This window comes from Natrarchaeobaculum sulfurireducens (assembly GCF_003430825.1).
In the GTDB taxonomy this organism is placed as follows: domain Archaea; phylum Halobacteriota; class Halobacteria; order Halobacteriales; family Natrialbaceae; genus Natrarchaeobaculum; species Natrarchaeobaculum sulfurireducens.
Genome location: NZ_CP024047.1, coordinates 2,114,048 through 2,130,252, shown reverse-complemented (window position 1 = coordinate 2,130,252; position 16,205 = coordinate 2,114,048). Strand labels below are relative to the sequence as shown.

The following is a 16,205-nucleotide window of genomic DNA, read 5'->3' as shown; positions in this document are numbered from 1 at the left end:
TCCGGTCACGGTGAACGAAACCCCGCTCGGTTCGCTTCCAGCGGCTACCGTCCTCGACGCGATCCCGGAGCCGACCGTGATCGCCGAGGCCGACAGTCGGCGGATCACTGGAGCCAACGATGCTGCAGAGCGGCTTCTCGGCTGCTCGAGAGACGAGCTGTGTGGACGGGAGCTACTCGACCTCCACCCGGAGCGAACGCGAACGGCCCACGGCGAAGCACTCACAGACGACGGGCGGGTGGAACGACTGGTCGACGGCTCGCCGCTCGAGGTCGAACGGTCGGACGGCGAGCGACGTCGCGTCGTTGTCGCCACCCAACGAACCGAACACGACGATCAGGCGTACGTCGTCCGACGCTTCGAGGAATCACTCGATCGAGACCGCGATCGAGATCGTTCCAGGGAGGTCATCGAGGCAGCTCTCGAGATCGGTGGTATCGGCGTCTGGGAGTACGACTCCAGTACCGACGACTTCTGGTGGGACGATCGGGCTGCTGAGCTCTTCGGCTGTCGACGTCCCACGGCCGACGGACTGACGACAGTCTTCGAGTCCGTCCATCCGGCTGATCGACGCACGCTCCGGAACGAACTCGGCCAGACGATCGATTGTGGCGTTTCGATCGATCTCGAGTTTCGGATCGTCGCGAAAGCGGCGGAGACCAGATGGGTCCGTATCCAGGCCGATCCCCGACACGAGGCTGGTGATCCGCGCTGTGTCTACGGAACGGTTCGCGACGTGACGGCCCAAAAGGAACGCGAACGGGAACTCGAGCGCAATCGAGAGCGGCTACAGGTCCTGTTCGACCAGTCGCCAAATGTGATCATCGTCCACGGGCTCGACGGAACCATCTACGACGTCAACGAGAAACACGCGAAGAATCTGGGATATACGCGTGAGGAGCTGCTTTCGATGGAGGTCCCAGATTTCGAAGTCGGCGTCGATGCTGAAACACTCCGTCGACGGTGGGCGGAGATGAGTATCGGCGATCGACACGAACTGGTCGGCGTCCACCGGAGAAAAGACGGTTCGACGTTCCCTGCGGAAGTCTGGCTGAACAAACTCGAGATCGACGGCGACGAACGGATCCTCGCAGTTAGCCGCGACGTGAGCGAACGGGAGGCACGCGAGCGAGAACTCGCCCGCTTCCGGCAAGCGATCGAAGCCGCCGGTCACGCCATCTTTCTCACCGACGTCGACGGGACGATCACGTACGTCAATCCTGCGTTCGAGGAAATCACGGGATATGCAGCCGAAGAGGCGATCGGTGAACGGCCCAGTATTCTCAACTCCGGCCAGATGGATACCCGATACTTCCAGGAACAGTGGAGCGCGATCCTCGCTGGCGAGCTGTGGGAAGAAGAGATCGTCAACCGCCGCAAATCCGGCGATATCTACCACGCTCATCAGACGATCGCTCCCATCACCGACGATGGAGACGTCCAGGAGTTCGTCGCGATTCAGACCGACGTCACCGAGCGCAAAGAGCAAGAACGACAGCTGAACACGTTAGATCGTGTACTCAGACACAACCTTCGGAACGAACTGAACGTAATCAACGGACACGCAGAGGTAATCCAGGCGATGGGAACCCAGACCCACGTAACCCACGCCGAACGCATCGTCGAGAGTGCAACCAGCCTCCTCGAGACTGCAGAGAAAGGACGCAAGATCACGTCGCTTCTCTCGGAACCGGCTCGCCGGAAGCCAGTCGACGTCGGTGTGGCAGTCGAACGCGCTGTCAGCTCCGTTCACGACACCGAAGTCGACATCCGTGTTTCGACACCCGGGGAAGCCATCGCCACGGCAACGGACCGGCTCGAAGAAGCCATCGAAGAACTCGTCGACAACGCGTCTCGCCACGCGGATCGGTCAACACCGACCCTCGAGATCGACATCACTGTCGACGAGACGGTGACCGTTCGCATCGCCGACGACGGCCCCGGCATCCCGGAGATGGAACGACAGATCCTCGACGAAACGCAAACCGAGTCCGACCTCTCACATGGTAGCGGCCTCGGTCTCTGGTTCGTCTACTGGGTCGTCCGCCGATCCGGTGGTCGTCTCAGCTTCGAAGAAAACGACCCGCGCGGAAGCGTGGTCACGATCGAACTCGAGCGGGCGCGCTCTGTCGAGTAACGGCACAGAGACTCGAGTGGACGCCGCATCGAAGGCCGGACGGATTCGAGACGGAGCCGAGTATCGTCTTCGAGACGGACTCAGGCATCATCTACGTTACAGAACTCGAACCGAGCGCCGCCGGCAGCGCCGTCGGTCACCGATACGTCCCAGCCGTGGCCCTCGGCTATCTGGACGACGATCGCCAGCCCGTATCCCGTGCCCTCATCGTCGGTCGTAAACCCACGTTCGAGTACGCGGTCGCGGTCTGACGGTGGGATTCCGGAGCCGTCGTCCTCGATGAAAAAGCCCGGCCCTGTCTCGAGCGGCCCGACCCGGACATCGACGTCGGCACCGGCGTGTTCGATCGCGTTCCGGAACATGTTCGAGAGGAGTTCACGCAGCCGGTCGAAATCGGCGTCGATGACGGTCTCTTCGGTGAGCAGCGTCGCCTCGGTCGAACCGAGCTGTCGCCAGGCGTCCTCGGCGACGGCCTCGAGCGAGACCGGCTCCGGATCGAGCACCAGTTGCCCTTGCTCGGCCATCGTCAGCAAGTCGTCGATCAACGCGCGCATCCGATCGGCGACCGACGTGACGTCCTCCCAGCGCTCGAGCAACTGGTCGGGGTCGATCGGTCCGTCGGTCGTCTCGAGGTCGTGTTCGATCGTCGCAAGTTCGGCTTCCAGCAACGTCAGTGGATTCCGAAGGTCGTGTGCGACCGTCTGCCCGTACTGCTTGAGCCGCTCGTTTTGTTTCTCGAGTTCTCGTTTGTACGATTTGAGCTGGGTGATATCGCGGTTGATCGCGACGAAACCGTCGACGTCGCCGTCCTCGTCGGTAATCGGAGCGATCGTCTGGTCGATAACGTACCGACTGCCGTCTTTGCGTTCGTTGGTGACTTCGCCATGCCAGACCCCACCGTCGAGGATCGTTTCCCACAACTCACTGTAGAACGCCTCTTCGTGGTCGCCAGATTTGAGGATCGACGGCGTCTCACCGACGATTTCAGCCGCAGAGTAGCCGGTTAGCTCCTCGAACGCGTCGTTGACGTATTCGATCACCCCATCCGAATCGGTGATGATGACCCCGTGTCCGGCGTACGTGACTGCGCTCCGGAATCGCTCGAGTTCCTGCTCGCGTGCTTTCCGTTCGGTGACGTCCCGGTTGATCGCGACGAACCCTTCGATCGACCCTTCGTCGTCGGTGATGGGAGCGATCGTCTGGGCGATGATGTATCGCCGGCCATCCTTTCGTTCGTTGACCAGCTCTCCTTGCCAGACGTCGCCGTTTCCGATCACCCCCCAGAGGTCCTGATAGAAGGCCCGATCGTGAAGACCGGATTTGAGCAGGGCTGGCGTCTGACCGAGGACCTCGTCTCGGTCGTAGCCGGACAGTTCCTCGAACGCGGGGTTGACGTACTCGATGAGACCGTTTGAATCAGTGATCAACACGGCGTGGCCAGCGTGTTCGACCGCCTGGCTAAACCGTCGGTAATCCCGTTCTCTTTCCTTCTGTTCAGTGATATCACGGTTGATCGCGACGAACCCCTCGAGCGTTCTGCCGCTGGTGATCGGGGCGATCGTCTGGTCGATGACGTATCGGCTGCCGTCCTCGCGTTCGTTGATCATCTCGCCGTGCCAGACTTCGCCGTCGAGAACCGTCTCCCAGAGTTCGCGGTAGAACGCGCGATCGTGTGCGCCGGATTTGAGCTTCGCTGGCGTCTCACCCACGAGATCAGATCGATCGTACCCTGAAAGTGCCTCCATCGTCGGATTCGCGTACGTAATCGTTCCCTGCGTGTCGGTGACGAGCATCGCGTGCCCTGCGTCCTCGATCGCCCCGTACAGATCGTTGAGCTGGCGTGTTTGCCTGGCTCTCGTCACGCAGTTGCGGATGCGGTTTGCGAGCAGATCGTACCGGGCCTCGCCGGTATCTTTCTGCAAGTAATCGTCGGCACCGTGTTGGATCGCCTTGCTGGCGACCGCTTCCGAGCCTTGCCCGGCGAACATCACGAACGGAAGCTCCGGATAGGTTTTCGCCACTACCTCGAGGAACTCGAGCCCGTCCGTCTCGGGCATCTGGTAGTCGCTGACGACGCAGTCGATCCCGTCTTCGTCCTCGAGTATCGCGAGCGCCGACGTCGGGGAAGTTACTGTTCGGGTTTCGAACCCGTGTTCGCGTGTCAAATAGTTCGCAACGAGGTCGATGAACGACTCGTCGTCGTCGACGAGCAACACCATCGGTGGGTGCATGAGAATCCCGTCTTCGTGAGGGAGCGCTCCCGCTGTCGGTTCGTCTGCGGCGAGAGGGGGTTTAAAGCCAGTCATTCGTCGTACTCGTGGTCCACCCGACCGGCGTCGGTCGACTCGGACGGGACGCCTGTCGTGGTTCCCAGGTGCTTCGCTCGAGTCGTGACGGTGCGTTCACGCAGTCGATGGCCCAACGCATTCCCCCGTCGTTCGACGGTTACTGCTCCCCCCATCTACTCGTGTAGTCCGAGTGAATTGATATGAATACACCGGCCGAGGGTGAGCCTAACCGAGAAAGTGCTTCGGGCAACCGGGTGAGTTCTCGTCGGCGGGGTGCCAGTGACGGTCGCGAGAACGAACCGCTTTATCACCGGGCTTCGAAGGACGCTCAATCAGTATGCGTCCGGCACACCCCACAGAGCAAGCCGTCGGGATGCGATACTACGTCAGCGAGACCGAGGGCGTCGGCGGCCGACTCCGCGCGAACGACGAACACTTCCGCGTACGCGAACTCGAGCGGTTCTCGACCGAGCCCGTCGATGCGCCGACGGATGCCTACTCCCACCTCGTCTTCCGGGCGACTCTGCAGGGATGGGATACCAATGATTTCGCTTCTCGACTCTCCGACGCACTCGGTATCTCACGCCGACGGGTCGACTGGGCCGGGACGAAAGACAAGTACGCCGTCACGACCCAGTTGTTTTCCGTCTCCGGAATCGATCCCGAAGACCTTCCCGAGATCGGCGGCGCCGAGATCGAGGTCATCGGTCGGGCCGGCCGATCGCTCGAGTTCGGTGACCTGGCGGGCAACGCCTTCGACCTCGTCGTTAGCGAACCGGAGGCCTCGGAGCGAGCCGAAGCGATCAGCGACGAACTCGTCGCGTTCGGCGGACTCGGTGATGAGGAGACAGAAAGCGTCGGCTCGAGCGACGAAACGTGGACGATCGGCGTCCCCAACTTCTTCGGCCAGCAGCGCTTCGGTAGCCGCCGGCCGGTTACCCACGAGGTCGGCCTCGAGATCGTCCGTGGCGACTGGAAGGGCGCTGTGATGGCCTACCTCGGCAACCCGACCGAGGCCGAACCCGAGGGGACACAGGAGGCCAGAGCGTTCGTCCAGGAGACCCACGACTGGCAGGCAGCCCTCGAACGGTTCCCGCACCGGCTTCGCTACGAGCGTGCAATGCTCCACGAACTCGTCGAGTGTGCGAGCGAACCTGGTGCGAAGACGTTCCGCGCTGCACTCGAGCGCCTGCCGGAGAACCTCCAGCGGCTGTTCGTCCACGCTGCCCAGTCGTACGCGTTCAACCTGATGCTCAGCGAACGCCTCGAACGCGGACTGCCGTTCGACCGACCCGTCGAAGGTGACGTCGTCTGTTTTGTCGATACCGACGCGCCCGACGGCCTCGAGCTACCGGACGTCGACCGGCTTCAGCGCGTCGACGACCGACGCGTCCGCTCGGTGACTCGTCATTGCGAACGCGGTCGGGCGTTCGTCACCGCCCCGCTGGTCGGCACCGACAGCGAACTGGCCAACGGCGAACAGGGCGAGATCGAACGTGCCGTTCTCGATGACCTCGACCTCGAGCCCGCGGACTTCGACCTGCCCGGCGAGTTCCACTCGACGGGGACCCGACGGTCGATACTGGTTCGGACGGATCTCGAACTCGGAACCGACCCACTCGAGTTGTCGTTTGCGCTTCCGAAAGGATCGTACGCGACGGTTGTCGCCCGCGAGTTCCTGAAAGTCGATCCGGTCGACCTCGGGTAGGTTCGGTGCTGACCTCGAACGTTCACCGTTGACTACCCTCTCGAATCGAGCGCTGGCAAACAGCGTGTCGTCGGTTCCCGAGAGGTGGCGTTCACTCCCACGTCTCGAGTTCGACGGCGTAGTCCGATTCGATCCACCGCGTAGTCGGATGCCGGCGGCTGTACAAGCGGTATGGACCGGACACCATCACGTCCAGTTCGTCGCCGGGAACCCCTTCGGGTTCCGCCGCGTCCCACTCATCGTCTCGTCCGTTCGGTCCTGGGGTTGCTGCACTCATGATGCGTTCACACTTGCTTCGCTCTTCGGTCGGGATCCGAATACCCGAGGGGCCTAACAGTGTCGTTTCGCTCGCTGTTGGCCGCTAGCAGCGCCGAACCGACGGGTCGGCGTCGATCGATTCGACCGACGGCAGACACGCTACCCGGTGATAGCCAGTTCGCGCTCTCGAGTCAATTACTGTAAAAAACGAAACGAGATAGCTCCGAAACGGTTAGTCGTCCGCTGCGACGTCGTCTTCGTCGACGTCGACGGAGGTCGCTTCCTCTTCGGCGACTTCCTCGGGACGAGCCTCGAGGGTGGTCTTCTGGATCTCGACGCGGCGCAGCGGGTAGATCGTCTTCGCCTCGCCGTAGATGGCCGACGAGAGTCGACCCTCGACGACGCCGTCGATGAGCTCCTCGAAGGTGCGGTCGGCCGCGGCCTCTTCGATCATCTCGACCATCGTCTCGCGGATGGCCTTCTCCTGGCTCGCGTCGGCCTTCTTGGTCGTGAAGGCAACGGGCTGGATCTGAACGCGGTAGTCGTCCGTCGTGAGGACGGTGACGTAGGCCTCGACCTTCGAGGCACCGCGTCGGACCAGCGAGCGCAGGTAATCCCGTGTCAGCGAGTGCTCTTTGAACTCGGTGTACGCCGCGTCACTGCCGACGTCGGTCACCTTGAACGTGAGCTTCGTGTTGTTCTCGCTGGCGTTGTTCGTGAGTTCACCGAGCGTCGTCTCGATCGTTCGGTCGTAGACTTTCTCCGGTTCGTCAGCGGGGGTCTCGCCGAGTTCCTGACGGTCGAACTGCTCCGGTGCCAGGACGGTGTACCACCGCTTCTCCTGCTTTGCGCGTGAAACTGATCGTTCACTCATTGGTTGTATCGTGTTCTTGATCGGTGGACGCAGAACCCGCGTCCGCTGGGCGGTCGTGCTGTACTGCTGTGGCCTGGGCGATGTCCGTGGCAACCTCGAGGTTGACGACGTAGTCGTCGACGGTCGAGTGGAGTCCGCCGGTCGTCCCGCGGTCGATCCGTGTCACGACGGCATCCCCGTCGACGGTCGTCTCCATCTCGTCGGTGTTGTCCGGGCGTAGTGCCCGGGCAACCAGGTCAGGGTCGTCGTGGGTCGTTCGAATCGTCGCGCGTCTCATACCGACTCCCTCGCGCAGGCGATGATCGTCGACTCGTCGAGAGCCGGTTCGAAGCGCAGATAGCCGCGGCGGCGGCCAACGTCGTACTCGACGTCACCCTCACTGGCGAGGTCGCGGGCGATCCGCTCGACCGTCGACGCCGAGAGTTCCTCGTGTGCGACGAGCGCGGCTTCCTCCGGGCCGACGACGAGCGTCGTCGGCTCCGGCGATCGGTACGCGGCGGCGATTCGGGCGACCGCCTCGACGGGGCCGTCGTCGATCTCGACGACGAACAGCCCATCGTAGCGACCGGTCGACGCACTCGAAAGCGCCTCGTGTGCGCGTCGGCCATAGCGTCGCCAGGCAGCGAGTGCTGGCTCGTGGGCGTCGTGGCCCATGGCGAGTGCAGCCCCCGTCCCCGGCTCGATCCGGGCGGTCGCCTCGAGTACGTCGGCGTATCCACCAACCGTCTCGAACGGCCCTGCTGGTGTCGCGTACGGATTCAACGTTTGCGCGACGGTATCGGCCGCGCGTTCGTTCGCCGCTTTCGCACCGACGACGTCGAGAGCGACCACCGAGCCGACCGTTTGGCGGAGGTCCGGCTCGAGTGACGTTGTCTCTGGGTCCACCCCGACGGCGCCGAGTGCGTCGGCCGTCGCCTCTCGATCACCCGACCACGGTGCACGTAGTCGAGTCGAGTATGCCAGGCCGTCGACCGGCGCAGCGGTTGGAATCGCGATCCCTGGCCGACGTTCGACCAGGTCGCGGTCGATGGCGCTCTCGAGAACCCACTCGCTTTCGCCCGCTCCCGGCTCGACACCCGCCGCGACGAGGCCCGCGAGTGCGAGCATCGGATCCGGCGTCGTCTCGAGGTCGCGGGCGAGTTCGAGCGCCGCGAGCGTCGCTGGGCGATCCGGTGCATCGACACGGGGTACTTCAGCATCCACCGCGCCGACAGCAATTAGCAGCTCGTCGTCACCGACGTCGGGTGCCTGCATTCGGGCCGTCCGCTGACTTACAGTTCGACGGACGGCCACCTGAAACGGCGTTCCGCGCTCTGCCAGCGACCGGGCGATGATACCACTCGCTGCGAGTGCGTCGCCGTCCGCTCGCGTGATGAGTCGGACGAATCCAGCGCTCTCGAGCCCGGGCGTAAGTGGCGGCTGATCTGCGGAACGGCCGTCGACGGACATCTCGCGTTAGTTCTCCTCGAGGATCGCTTTGGCCACGTCGTAGGAGTACGTAAAGTCAGCCTCGAGTTCGTCGCCACGGTAGTAGTCGACGAGTCGGCGGACCTTCGACTCCGTGTTCTGTAGGGCGCGTTTGTTCTGGTAGTCCTGGGGGTTCTCCTGGACGTGTTCGCGCAGGCCCACCGCACGCTCCATCAGGTTGCGCAGGTCCTCGGGAACCTCGGGGTCGGCGTCGTTCTCTTCGAGGATCGTGCTGATCTTCTTGCCCGTCGCCAGCTTGACGTCGGGCACGGGCGTGCCGGTGACACCTTCATCACGCAGCTTGATCCCGATCTGGCTGGGATCGTGGCCCTGCTCTGCTAATTCGACGACCCGGTCTTCGATCTTCTCCGGGTCGACGTCGCTCCACTCCGGCGGTTCGTCTGCCGCGGGCTTGTCCGAACCGGACGAGCCACGACGGCGGGTATGCATTCGTGCCATTGGTCGAGGATAGGAATCGCACTGACCGCTCGAGTGAGACGGTCCACGCTGGACCGTCGGTGCACTTCCGCAATCCCAAGCCGCTCGAAAGAGTGAGCGGCACAGTCAGATTTGCGGCCGTGCGCTTCCCATCGGTCGATATCGCGGGCGCGAACTAAAACGTTCCGTAACCGTCTCGAGCAGGAGCCTCGAGAGCGACCAGGCCGTGCGAGAGAGTCACCCCCTCCCGCCGGGTGAATTCGAGGGGTTTATACTCGAGGCCGGAAAACTGAGTAATGCGAACGAGGGCTCGTAGATCAGCGGTAGATCACTCCCTTGGCATGGGAGAGGCCCCGGGTTCAAATCCCGGCGAGTCCACTTCTCTCGGTTCGTTTCACTAACCCCGTTCAGTGAACTCGCCGAACATCGCAAACGCTTCGCGTTTGCTCAATCCCGGCGAGTCCACTTCTTAAAGTCGATACCTCCGTTCAAACGAGACCACGTGATTCTGCAGCTTAGTTGGTGGTAGTGCTAGTCGAGTCGTGAATGTCGGGCGTGGTACCCACAGATTTATGTCAGTAGAAACTCGCATCCGACTGTGACAAACACCGAGAGGCCAGGTTCTGGCGATTCCAACGGCAGGGATGGAGACCAGCTGGCCTCACCGCTCGCTCCGTACGATGAGCCAGGTTTCTTCCGTCATCTGGCCGCGAACACCTCGGAGGGGATCCTCACCATCGACGAAGACAGCACGATCGTCTTCGCGAATCCGGCCATCAAAGACGTCCTTGGGTACACTCCCGACGAATTGATCGGCAGCTCGAAGATGATCCTGATCCCTCCGCGTCTCAGGGATGCTCACGCTGCAGGACTCGAGGCGTATCTTCGAACAGGCGAAAAACACATCGACTGGGACGGAATCGAGCTACCGGCACTGCACAAAGATGGCCACGAAATCCCCGTCCTCGTGAGCCTCCGAGAGCACGATGAGAACGGTGACAGCCGTCTCTTCACTGGACTGTTTCGTGATCTATCCGCGAGGAAAGAGCGAGAGCGACAGTTCGAGGCTGTGTTCAACAACACGTATCAGTTCACCGGATTGACTGACGTGGATGGAACGGTTCTCGAGGCCAATGGGGCGGCACTTTCTTTCGCTGGCCTCGAGCGATCCGAGGTCGTTGGCAAGCCACTCTGGGAGTCGTACTGGTTCCAGTTGAGCGATCGGGCCAAACGAGTCGCTCGAGAGGCCGTCGAACAGGCCCGGACGGGTGCATTCTTCCGCGACGAAGTTCGCGTGCAAGGAGCAGAACGGACTGCGATCATCGACTTCTCGGTTCGCCCTGTCACCGACCAGAACGGGGAAGCACAGTTGCTTATTCCCGAAGGGCGAGATATTACGGATCTCAAGCTGCGCGAACAGCACTTACAGGTTATCCACCGACTTCTCAGGCACAACCTGCGAAATGACCTCAACATCGTCAAGGGATTCGCAGAGACACTCACGGAGGAACTTGAGGTCGACAGACATCGGGAGTACGCCGCTGAGATCGACGCGACAGCCTCGCGACTGCTGGACGCGAGTGAAACGGCAAAAACACTCGCGAGCGCCACATTCGGTACAGCTCATTACCAGGAGGAGACGAAGATGGTCCCAGTCCTCGAGCGCGTTGTCGACAATTTTTCTGCGCAGAACCCGGAGGTAACGATCACGCTCGCCTGCATCAACGTCGAGGACCCGACCGTGCTGGCCGACGACCGTCTTGAGACCGCATTCGTCGAACTCGTCGAGAATGCGGCCGAACATACGGTCAATAGCGATCCAGTCGTCACGCTCGAGGTTTGCGATCATGGCACAGATGTCGCGGTGCACATCCTCGACAACGGCCCGGGAATCCCCTGTAGTGAGCAAACCGGTATCTTCAACGACGAACCGGTCACGCAGATCGATCACGGGAGTGGGCTCGGACTCTGGCTCGTAGCCCTTGTCATCGACGATTACGGCGGGTCGCTCGAGTATCGGCCGCGAGATGGTGGTGGGAGTCGCGTGATCGTCGTTCTGCCCGCTCGTGAGGACGAATGACTGCCGAAATCATCGTCACCGTGAGTGGTTTATCCCAATCACGAGTGTTTGTCACACGCTCACGACTCGTTGAAGTGGGCTCGACGGCGTCTCGCCGGTAACTTCTCGATCTGAATACGCTAGTAGTCTTTAACGTCCCGTACTGCGAAGACGGTATACAACAGGGGGTTAGAGGATGGAGGAAGCCACCCAGGAAGACGTTTCAGAAGCGATTCGGCGCCTCGAACAAGAGGACGAGGAGGAGTCCGAAGAGATCATCATCGCGGACGAGTAGCACGTTCGCTGCGATCACGTCTGGATTCGATATCGAAGCCGTTCTGAGACCTCCTCTACTCTGTGGCGATGGGGTGGCGGTTTGATTCTGTGATTGGTACGAAAATATATGGGTCAGCAGTACGATTCGAGAACTGTGCCAGACCGTACTTATCGGTAGCTAAACAAGGCCCAGCCATGACACGAGATCGACGACCGGTCTACCGGCGTAGCGTTCTTGGAGCAGTTGGTATCGGAGCGACAGCCGCCATCGCTGGCTGTCTCGGTGACGACGAGGCCGATCCGGACGACGATACCGACGACCTCGAGGACGAAGCCGACGACACTGCGGAGACGGACGACGAGGAAATGGACGATGACGAAGACGAGAGTGCCGATCTGTCCGAGCCAGTCGACTTTCCGGAAGATCCGGACGAGGGTGAGTGTGCAGCCTGCCAGATGCTCGCTGCGGATTATCCTGACTGGAACGCCCAGCTCGTTCACGCGGACGGCCACCGCGAGTACTTCTGTTCGAAGGGCTGTCTGACCGTCTACTATTACGCACCCGAAAAGTTCACCAGCGGCGATCCGGACGAGGAGATCGACGGAGTCTGGGCGACCTGCTTCGAGAGCGGCGAACTCATCGACGCGACGGAAGGGTACTTCGTCTACGAACAGGATCGGGACCGCCACGATTACCCGATGCCGCGTGGGAGCCCACTCGCGTTCGCAGAACGTGATGCAGCGGTCGAATACGTCGAGGATGACGACGAACTCACCGAGGACGAGCACGTGTTCACGCTCGAGGACATCGATCGCGATATCGCGGAGTTCTACCGCGGGCCACTCCTCGAAGACGAAGCGTAAAACCGCGTGACGAGTTGGCTAACACTTCCTGTGGGCCGAATCGCTGACCCACGTGGTGACGGCGTCGACCACCACTGCGGCGATCACATCGGCGAGTCGATCCGCGACATCGGTGAGGTCCCAGACGGCGGTTCCGGTATTGCTGTAGGAGACACACTCGAGGTATCCACGTCGCTCGAACTCGAGCAAGAGGGACTCGAGCATCACTTCCGAGATAGTTATGCCGGCGGCGTTCTCGAGGGCGTCGACGACCTGCGCCGTCGTTGCCAGCGTGCGCTCGTCGTGCGTGGGAACGTTCGGGGAAGTGATAGTCGGCGAAGCGGGGGCGAAGGTCGGCGATGGCGGCCGGGCGGGCATGCTCGAGCGGGTCGTTGTGACCCAGAGGTATGACGGTCCCGGTTCACCTCGACAGCACTCATATGAGGGGTCGATCGTCGTCTCGTCGGGTGGTCCCGTCCGTCGTCGGGAACACAGCCAAGGGGGTGGGGTGCGAACCCCCGAATATGGCAGACGAGACTACGGCTGGCCACGACGAGTCGATCGAAGACGACCCGACGGACTCGCTGGACGTAGAGCATGCAGAACAGGTACAGATCGGCGTCAGTCGGGGCGAGTCCGACCTCGAGATCGGTCCGCCACGGGACTATCCGGACCGGGCGGACGTTGCGGTGCGGCCGAAAGACGACGACACCAAGCGGCTGGTGCTCAGTGTCGACGCGATGGCGGGCGACCACGGAACGGGACACGCGGACGTGGAGCTCACGCCGACGGAGGCCAGCCGCTTGGCCGAGCAACTCGAACGGACCGTCCGCTGGATGACGGACGACGAGCTCGGCAACTGAGTTAGGGCCACGCCCAGAGAGTGGGAGAGCGGCAGTCCGTCTGCAAGACGGAAGTCGTCGCCGACAGGTCCGTGTATCGGGTGTCGAGCTGGAACCTGTCTCTACTCGGGGCTCGGGGTGTGAACACGTGAGAGGTACGATGCGAGGTCGGTCGTCGTTACGATGCCGATCGTCCCTTCGGTTTCGTCGACGACGGGGACGTGTTTGACCCCGTTCTCGATCATCGTATCCGCGACGTCACGGATGCTTTCTTGAGCGGTGGCCGTCACGAGATTGGAACTCATGTACCGTTCGACGGTCGTCTCGGCTTTCGGGCTGCTCTTGGCAACGATGTCGACGAAGTCCGTCGAGGTCAAGATCCCCTCGAGCTGGTTGTCGTCGTCGACGACCAACACTGAACTGATCTCCTCGTCTAACATCAGATCGGCCGCGTCTTCGACGAGCGTGTCAATGGATACGGTTTGCAGCGACGTCGACATGACTCGAGCGACGAAAATGTCTTCCATACGCTATCATGTCGCAGCCACTGTATAAGAATTGCCGTTACGGGTCGGCGGTTGCTGTTTCGTCGTCGATCAGCTCTCGGTTCGGTCCCGAGTCGGTCCCAGCAAGTCGTCGGTAACTATGACATCCTCCTCGGCGTAAACGCCGAGGGTTCCTCTCGCGTGAAGTCGGGCGGTCCGACCCTACCGGAGGCAAGATTCCCTTTTTCAGGTACTCCGGTTTGCACGCAAGCCGTCAGTCCCGTGAGGGAGTGGTGTGCTTGGAGATCCGCTTGGCCCGTGCGGGCGGTGCCATCCACCTGACTTGGACTCGCGTCCGAGTCTGACTCGGGCAGGCTCGCGTTTTTGCTGACGGGTGAACGCCAAACCACACCCACTTTTCCCGAGTTGTTACTTCGAGAAACGTCCCCAGTAGGCGTAAATCATGCAAAGCGGAGTGAAAGTGACGCGATTCACGCCCGCCCTGTTCGGTCCTCGGTTTCGACAGCAAGCGTCGGAACACTCGTTCCTCAGGGGAAGGGCGGGATTCTCTCGCTGAATCGAGATAGTAGCCACTGGACGTCAGTGTGCACCTCTAGGAACGGCCTCAGATCGTTCTCACGACCGTCGCCGGCATGACGGTCTTCGCTGTCTCCCCATCATCGCGACGCTCGTCGACATCGGCTCTCTGACCGTTTTCGAGCTGGGCCACGACGAGTAGTCGAGCAGCCCTGTGTGCCGTCCGCGGCCGAATGTCTCAGGAGGACTGAATATAAGTAGCCTGTCGACGAGCGTCGACTATGCAGGTCAGCCGTACTGTCGTCGACCGACTGTGTGCCAACGGTATCGACGCGGTGTTCGGGATTCCCGGCAAACAGACGTTACCGCTGAACGACGCGATCGACGCGAGAGCAGACGTCCGGTTCGTGATGGCGCGACACGAAACCGCCGTGACTCACCAGGCGTGGGGGTACGCCGAGACGAGCGGCCGGCCCGCCGCGACGGTCGTCGTCCCCGGCCCGGGCGATATGAACGCGATGAACGGACTGAAAAACGCGCTCAACGACTGCACGCCGCTGGTCCACCTCGCCGTCGAGACCGAACCCGAGGTCCGCGGCGGCGACGGCATCCACGAGACACCGCCCGAGACGTACGACACCGTCGTGAAGGCGAACCTGCTCGTGGAGTCGCCCGAAAGCGCAGCCGTCGTTCTCGAGGAGGCCATCGCCATCGCTGAGACGCCACCGAAAGGCCCCGTCAGGGTCGGGATTCCGAAGAACTTCCTGCGACAGGACGTCCCCGTTGCGACACCCGGCGAGTACAGCCAGGGAGGCGTCGAGACGGTCGACGAGGGCGACCTCGAGGCCGCAGCCGACCTGCTCGCGGCGGCCAACGAGCCGGTGATCGTCGCCGGCGGCGGCGTCCGGACGGCGAACGCGAGCGACGACCTCCGACGGCTCGCCGGTCGACTCGGTGCGCCGGTCGTTACGACCTACAAGGGAAAGGGCGTCCTGCCGGAGACCGGCGACGCTCCCGTCGCGGGCACGCTCTCGGGCAGTGCCGCGCCGGAGCTCCTCGAGTGTCTCTCGAGTGCCGATGCGGCGATCGGGGTCGGAACGGACTTCGACGCGGTCGCCACCCGCGCCTGGAGCGTCGACCTTCCCGACGACCTCGTCCACGTGACGCTCGATCCGGGGGACCTCGCCAACGGCTACGATGTCGCGGTCGGGATCGTCGCCGACGCTCGAACGGCGATGGTCCGCCTCGAGCGCGCGCTGGCCGACCGTGGCGTCGACGAGCAGCCGACGCGGGCACGCGACCGAGCCCGGGCCGTCCGCGACGCCACCGACGACCGACTCGAGAACCTTCGAGTCGAATTGGCACCGCTTACCTCCGTCAGTGCGCTCGAGGCCGTCCGTGAGTGCGTGCCCGCCGAGGCCATCGTCGCCGCGGATGCCGGCGGCTTTCGCGTGTGGGGGCTGAACGTCTTCGCGGCTGGCGGTCCGCGATCGTACGTCAACCCGGGGTCGTGGGCAACGATGGGGACCGGCGTCCCGTCGGCGATCGGCGCGCAAGTGGCCAACCCGGACGCTGACGTCGTGGCGCTGACCGGCGACGGTGGACTCATGATGTGTGTACACGAACTTCACACGGCCGTCGCCGAGTCCCTCCCGATCACCGTCGTCGTCTTCGTCAACGAAGACTACGCGATCATCAGCGACCAGGCGAAACGCGGCTACGACTTCGAGGCGAGCGAGTACGGCTGGGGAGACACGCCGATCGAATTCAGCGCACTCGCCGAGAGCCTGGGGCTACGTGCCGAGCGAGCGACGACCCCGACGGCGATCGAATCCGCACTCGAGTCGGCCATTGGGGCCGACGAACCGGTCCTCGTCGAAGTACCGACCGACCCGTCCGAACCGCAGGCGAGCGACTGGATGGGCGAGTGAGTCCAGGCTGACCACGCCTCGCCGTACATTTATATACCGAGTCGCCAATAAACGGGGCATAT

The 16,205-nt window shown here is 62.6% G+C and carries 15 protein-coding genes and 1 tRNA gene; 7 read left to right on the top strand and 9 right to left on the bottom strand.

The features are described from left to right. Window positions 1-10: 10 nt before the first annotated feature. Window positions 11-2,137 carry a PAS domain-containing protein gene (locus AArc1_RS11630; protein ID WP_161958294.1) on the top strand — a complete coding sequence of 709 codons (2,127 nt, stop codon included), beginning with the start codon at window positions 11-13 and terminating at the stop codon, window positions 2,135-2,137. An 80-nt stretch (window positions 2,138-2,217) separates the two neighbouring features. Here AArc1_RS11630 and AArc1_RS11625 read toward each other — a convergent pair whose 3' ends face one another. Both AArc1_RS11625 and AArc1_RS18730 read right to left on the bottom strand, forming a co-directional pair. Beyond that, a complete protein-coding gene (locus AArc1_RS11625) occupies window positions 2,218-4,443 on the bottom strand; it encodes a PAS domain S-box protein (RefSeq protein ID WP_228442318.1) in 2,226 nt (741 codons plus the stop codon). Further along, entirely contained in the window at window positions 4,440-4,598 is a 159-nt protein-coding gene (locus AArc1_RS18730) for a hypothetical protein (protein WP_154670599.1), read from the bottom strand. Before AArc1_RS18730 ends, AArc1_RS11625 begins: the two co-directional genes overlap by 4 nt. Before the next feature lie 164 nt (window positions 4,599-4,762). Here AArc1_RS18730 and truD point away from each other — a divergent pair, with 164 nt between their 5' ends. Continuing rightward, on the top strand, window positions 4,763-6,133 hold the full coding sequence (gene truD / locus AArc1_RS11620) for a tRNA pseudouridine(13) synthase TruD (protein WP_117364526.1): 1,371 nt from the start codon (window positions 4,763-4,765) through the stop codon (window positions 6,131-6,133). 91 nt (window positions 6,134-6,224) lie between these two features. On the opposite strand, the gene AArc1_RS11615 is transcribed toward truD, so the two are convergent. The 5 genes from AArc1_RS11615 to AArc1_RS11595 form a co-directional block, all read right to left on the bottom strand. After that, the gene (locus AArc1_RS11615) at window positions 6,225-6,410 is read right to left on the bottom strand and encodes a hypothetical protein (protein WP_117364525.1); all 186 of its coding nucleotides are present in this window, start codon (window positions 6,408-6,410) and stop codon (window positions 6,225-6,227) included. A 213-nt stretch (window positions 6,411-6,623) separates the two neighbouring features. Continuing rightward, complete coding sequence (locus AArc1_RS11610; protein ID WP_117364524.1) at window positions 6,624-7,265, bottom strand: 30S ribosomal protein S3ae; 642 nt, start codon at window positions 7,263-7,265, stop codon at window positions 6,624-6,626. Continuing rightward, the gene (locus tag AArc1_RS11605; RefSeq protein WP_117364523.1) at window positions 7,258-7,542 is read right to left on the bottom strand and encodes a KEOPS complex subunit Pcc1; all 285 of its coding nucleotides are present in this window, start codon (window positions 7,540-7,542) and stop codon (window positions 7,258-7,260) included. Before AArc1_RS11605 ends, AArc1_RS11610 begins: the two co-directional genes overlap by 8 nt. After that, a complete protein-coding gene (locus AArc1_RS11600) occupies window positions 7,539-8,714 on the bottom strand; it encodes an exonuclease (protein ID WP_117364522.1) in 1,176 nt (391 codons plus the stop codon). Before AArc1_RS11600 ends, AArc1_RS11605 begins: the two co-directional genes overlap by 4 nt. Before the next feature lie 6 nt (window positions 8,715-8,720). Next, on the bottom strand, window positions 8,721-9,191 hold the full coding sequence (locus tag AArc1_RS11595) for a 30S ribosomal protein S15 (RefSeq protein ID WP_117364521.1): 471 nt from the start codon (window positions 9,189-9,191) through the stop codon (window positions 8,721-8,723). A gap of 285 nt (window positions 9,192-9,476) precedes the next feature. Between AArc1_RS11595 and AArc1_RS11590 the strand changes: the two genes are divergently transcribed. The 3 genes from AArc1_RS11590 to AArc1_RS11580 all read left to right on the top strand — a co-directional run bounded on the left by AArc1_RS11590 (window position 9,477) and on the right by AArc1_RS11580 (window position 12,369). Then, window positions 9,477-9,548: transfer RNA gene (locus AArc1_RS11590), tRNA-Ala, on the top strand. A 220-nt stretch (window positions 9,549-9,768) separates the two neighbouring features. Further along, window positions 9,769-11,250, top strand: a complete 1,482-nt coding sequence (locus AArc1_RS11585; protein WP_117364520.1) for a PAS domain S-box protein — start codon at window positions 9,769-9,771, stop codon at window positions 11,248-11,250. Window positions 11,251-11,700: 450 nt separating this feature from the next. Continuing rightward, the gene (locus AArc1_RS11580; RefSeq protein ID WP_117364519.1) at window positions 11,701-12,369 is read left to right on the top strand and encodes a nitrous oxide reductase accessory protein NosL; all 669 of its coding nucleotides are present in this window, start codon (window positions 11,701-11,703) and stop codon (window positions 12,367-12,369) included. Between the two features lie 18 nt (window positions 12,370-12,387). On the opposite strand, the gene AArc1_RS11575 is transcribed toward AArc1_RS11580, so the two are convergent. After that, window positions 12,388-12,726, bottom strand: a complete 339-nt coding sequence (locus tag AArc1_RS11575) for a hypothetical protein (protein ID WP_117364518.1) — start codon at window positions 12,724-12,726, stop codon at window positions 12,388-12,390. Window positions 12,727-12,872: 146 nt separating this feature from the next. On the opposite strand from AArc1_RS11575, the gene AArc1_RS11570 reads away from it, so the two are divergent. Then, window positions 12,873-13,211 (top strand): hypothetical protein, encoded by a 339-nt coding sequence (locus AArc1_RS11570; protein WP_117364517.1) that lies wholly within the window; start codon window positions 12,873-12,875, stop codon window positions 13,209-13,211. Between the two features lie 101 nt (window positions 13,212-13,312). Here the strand turns inward: AArc1_RS11570 and AArc1_RS11565 are convergent, their stop codons facing one another. After that, window positions 13,313-13,717, bottom strand: a complete 405-nt coding sequence (locus AArc1_RS11565; RefSeq protein WP_117364516.1) for a CBS domain-containing protein — start codon at window positions 13,715-13,717, stop codon at window positions 13,313-13,315. Window positions 13,718-14,493: 776 nt separating this feature from the next. Here AArc1_RS11565 and AArc1_RS11560 point away from each other — a divergent pair. After that, window positions 14,494-16,143: a thiamine pyrophosphate-binding protein gene (locus AArc1_RS11560; protein WP_117364515.1), complete on the top strand. Its 1,650-nt coding sequence runs from the start codon at window positions 14,494-14,496 to the stop codon at window positions 16,141-16,143. Window positions 16,144-16,205 lie beyond the last annotated feature (62 nt).

Coding starts and splice junctions, on each gene's coding strand:
- AArc1_RS11615 (WP_117364525.1), bottom strand. CDS start 6,410: ATGAGTGCAGCAACCCCAGGACCGAACGGACGAGACGATGAGTGGGAC.
- AArc1_RS11565 (WP_117364516.1), bottom strand. CDS start 13,717: ATGGAAGACATTTTCGTCGCTCGAGTCATGTCGACGTCGCTGCAAACC.
- AArc1_RS11595 (WP_117364521.1), bottom strand. CDS start 9,191: ATGGCACGAATGCATACCCGCCGTCGTGGCTCGTCCGGTTCGGACAAG.
- AArc1_RS11575 (WP_117364518.1), bottom strand. CDS start 12,726: ATGCCCGCCCGGCCGCCATCGCCGACCTTCGCCCCCGCTTCGCCGACT.
- AArc1_RS11580 (WP_117364519.1), top strand. CDS start 11,701: ATGACACGAGATCGACGACCGGTCTACCGGCGTAGCGTTCTTGGAGCA.
- AArc1_RS11560 (WP_117364515.1), top strand. CDS start 14,494: ATGCAGGTCAGCCGTACTGTCGTCGACCGACTGTGTGCCAACGGTATC.
- AArc1_RS11570 (WP_117364517.1), top strand. CDS start 12,873: ATGGCAGACGAGACTACGGCTGGCCACGACGAGTCGATCGAAGACGAC.
- AArc1_RS11625 (WP_228442318.1), bottom strand. CDS start 4,443: ATGACTGGCTTTAAACCCCCTCTCGCCGCAGACGAACCGACAGCGGGA.
- AArc1_RS11600 (WP_117364522.1), bottom strand. CDS start 8,714: ATGTCCGTCGACGGCCGTTCCGCAGATCAGCCGCCACTTACGCCCGGG.
- AArc1_RS11610 (WP_117364524.1), bottom strand. CDS start 7,265: ATGAGTGAACGATCAGTTTCACGCGCAAAGCAGGAGAAGCGGTGGTAC.
- AArc1_RS18730 (WP_154670599.1), bottom strand. CDS start 4,598: ATGGGGGGAGCAGTAACCGTCGAACGACGGGGGAATGCGTTGGGCCAT.
- truD (WP_117364526.1), top strand. CDS start 4,763: ATGCGTCCGGCACACCCCACAGAGCAAGCCGTCGGGATGCGATACTAC.
- AArc1_RS11605 (WP_117364523.1), bottom strand. CDS start 7,542: ATGAGACGCGCGACGATTCGAACGACCCACGACGACCCTGACCTGGTT.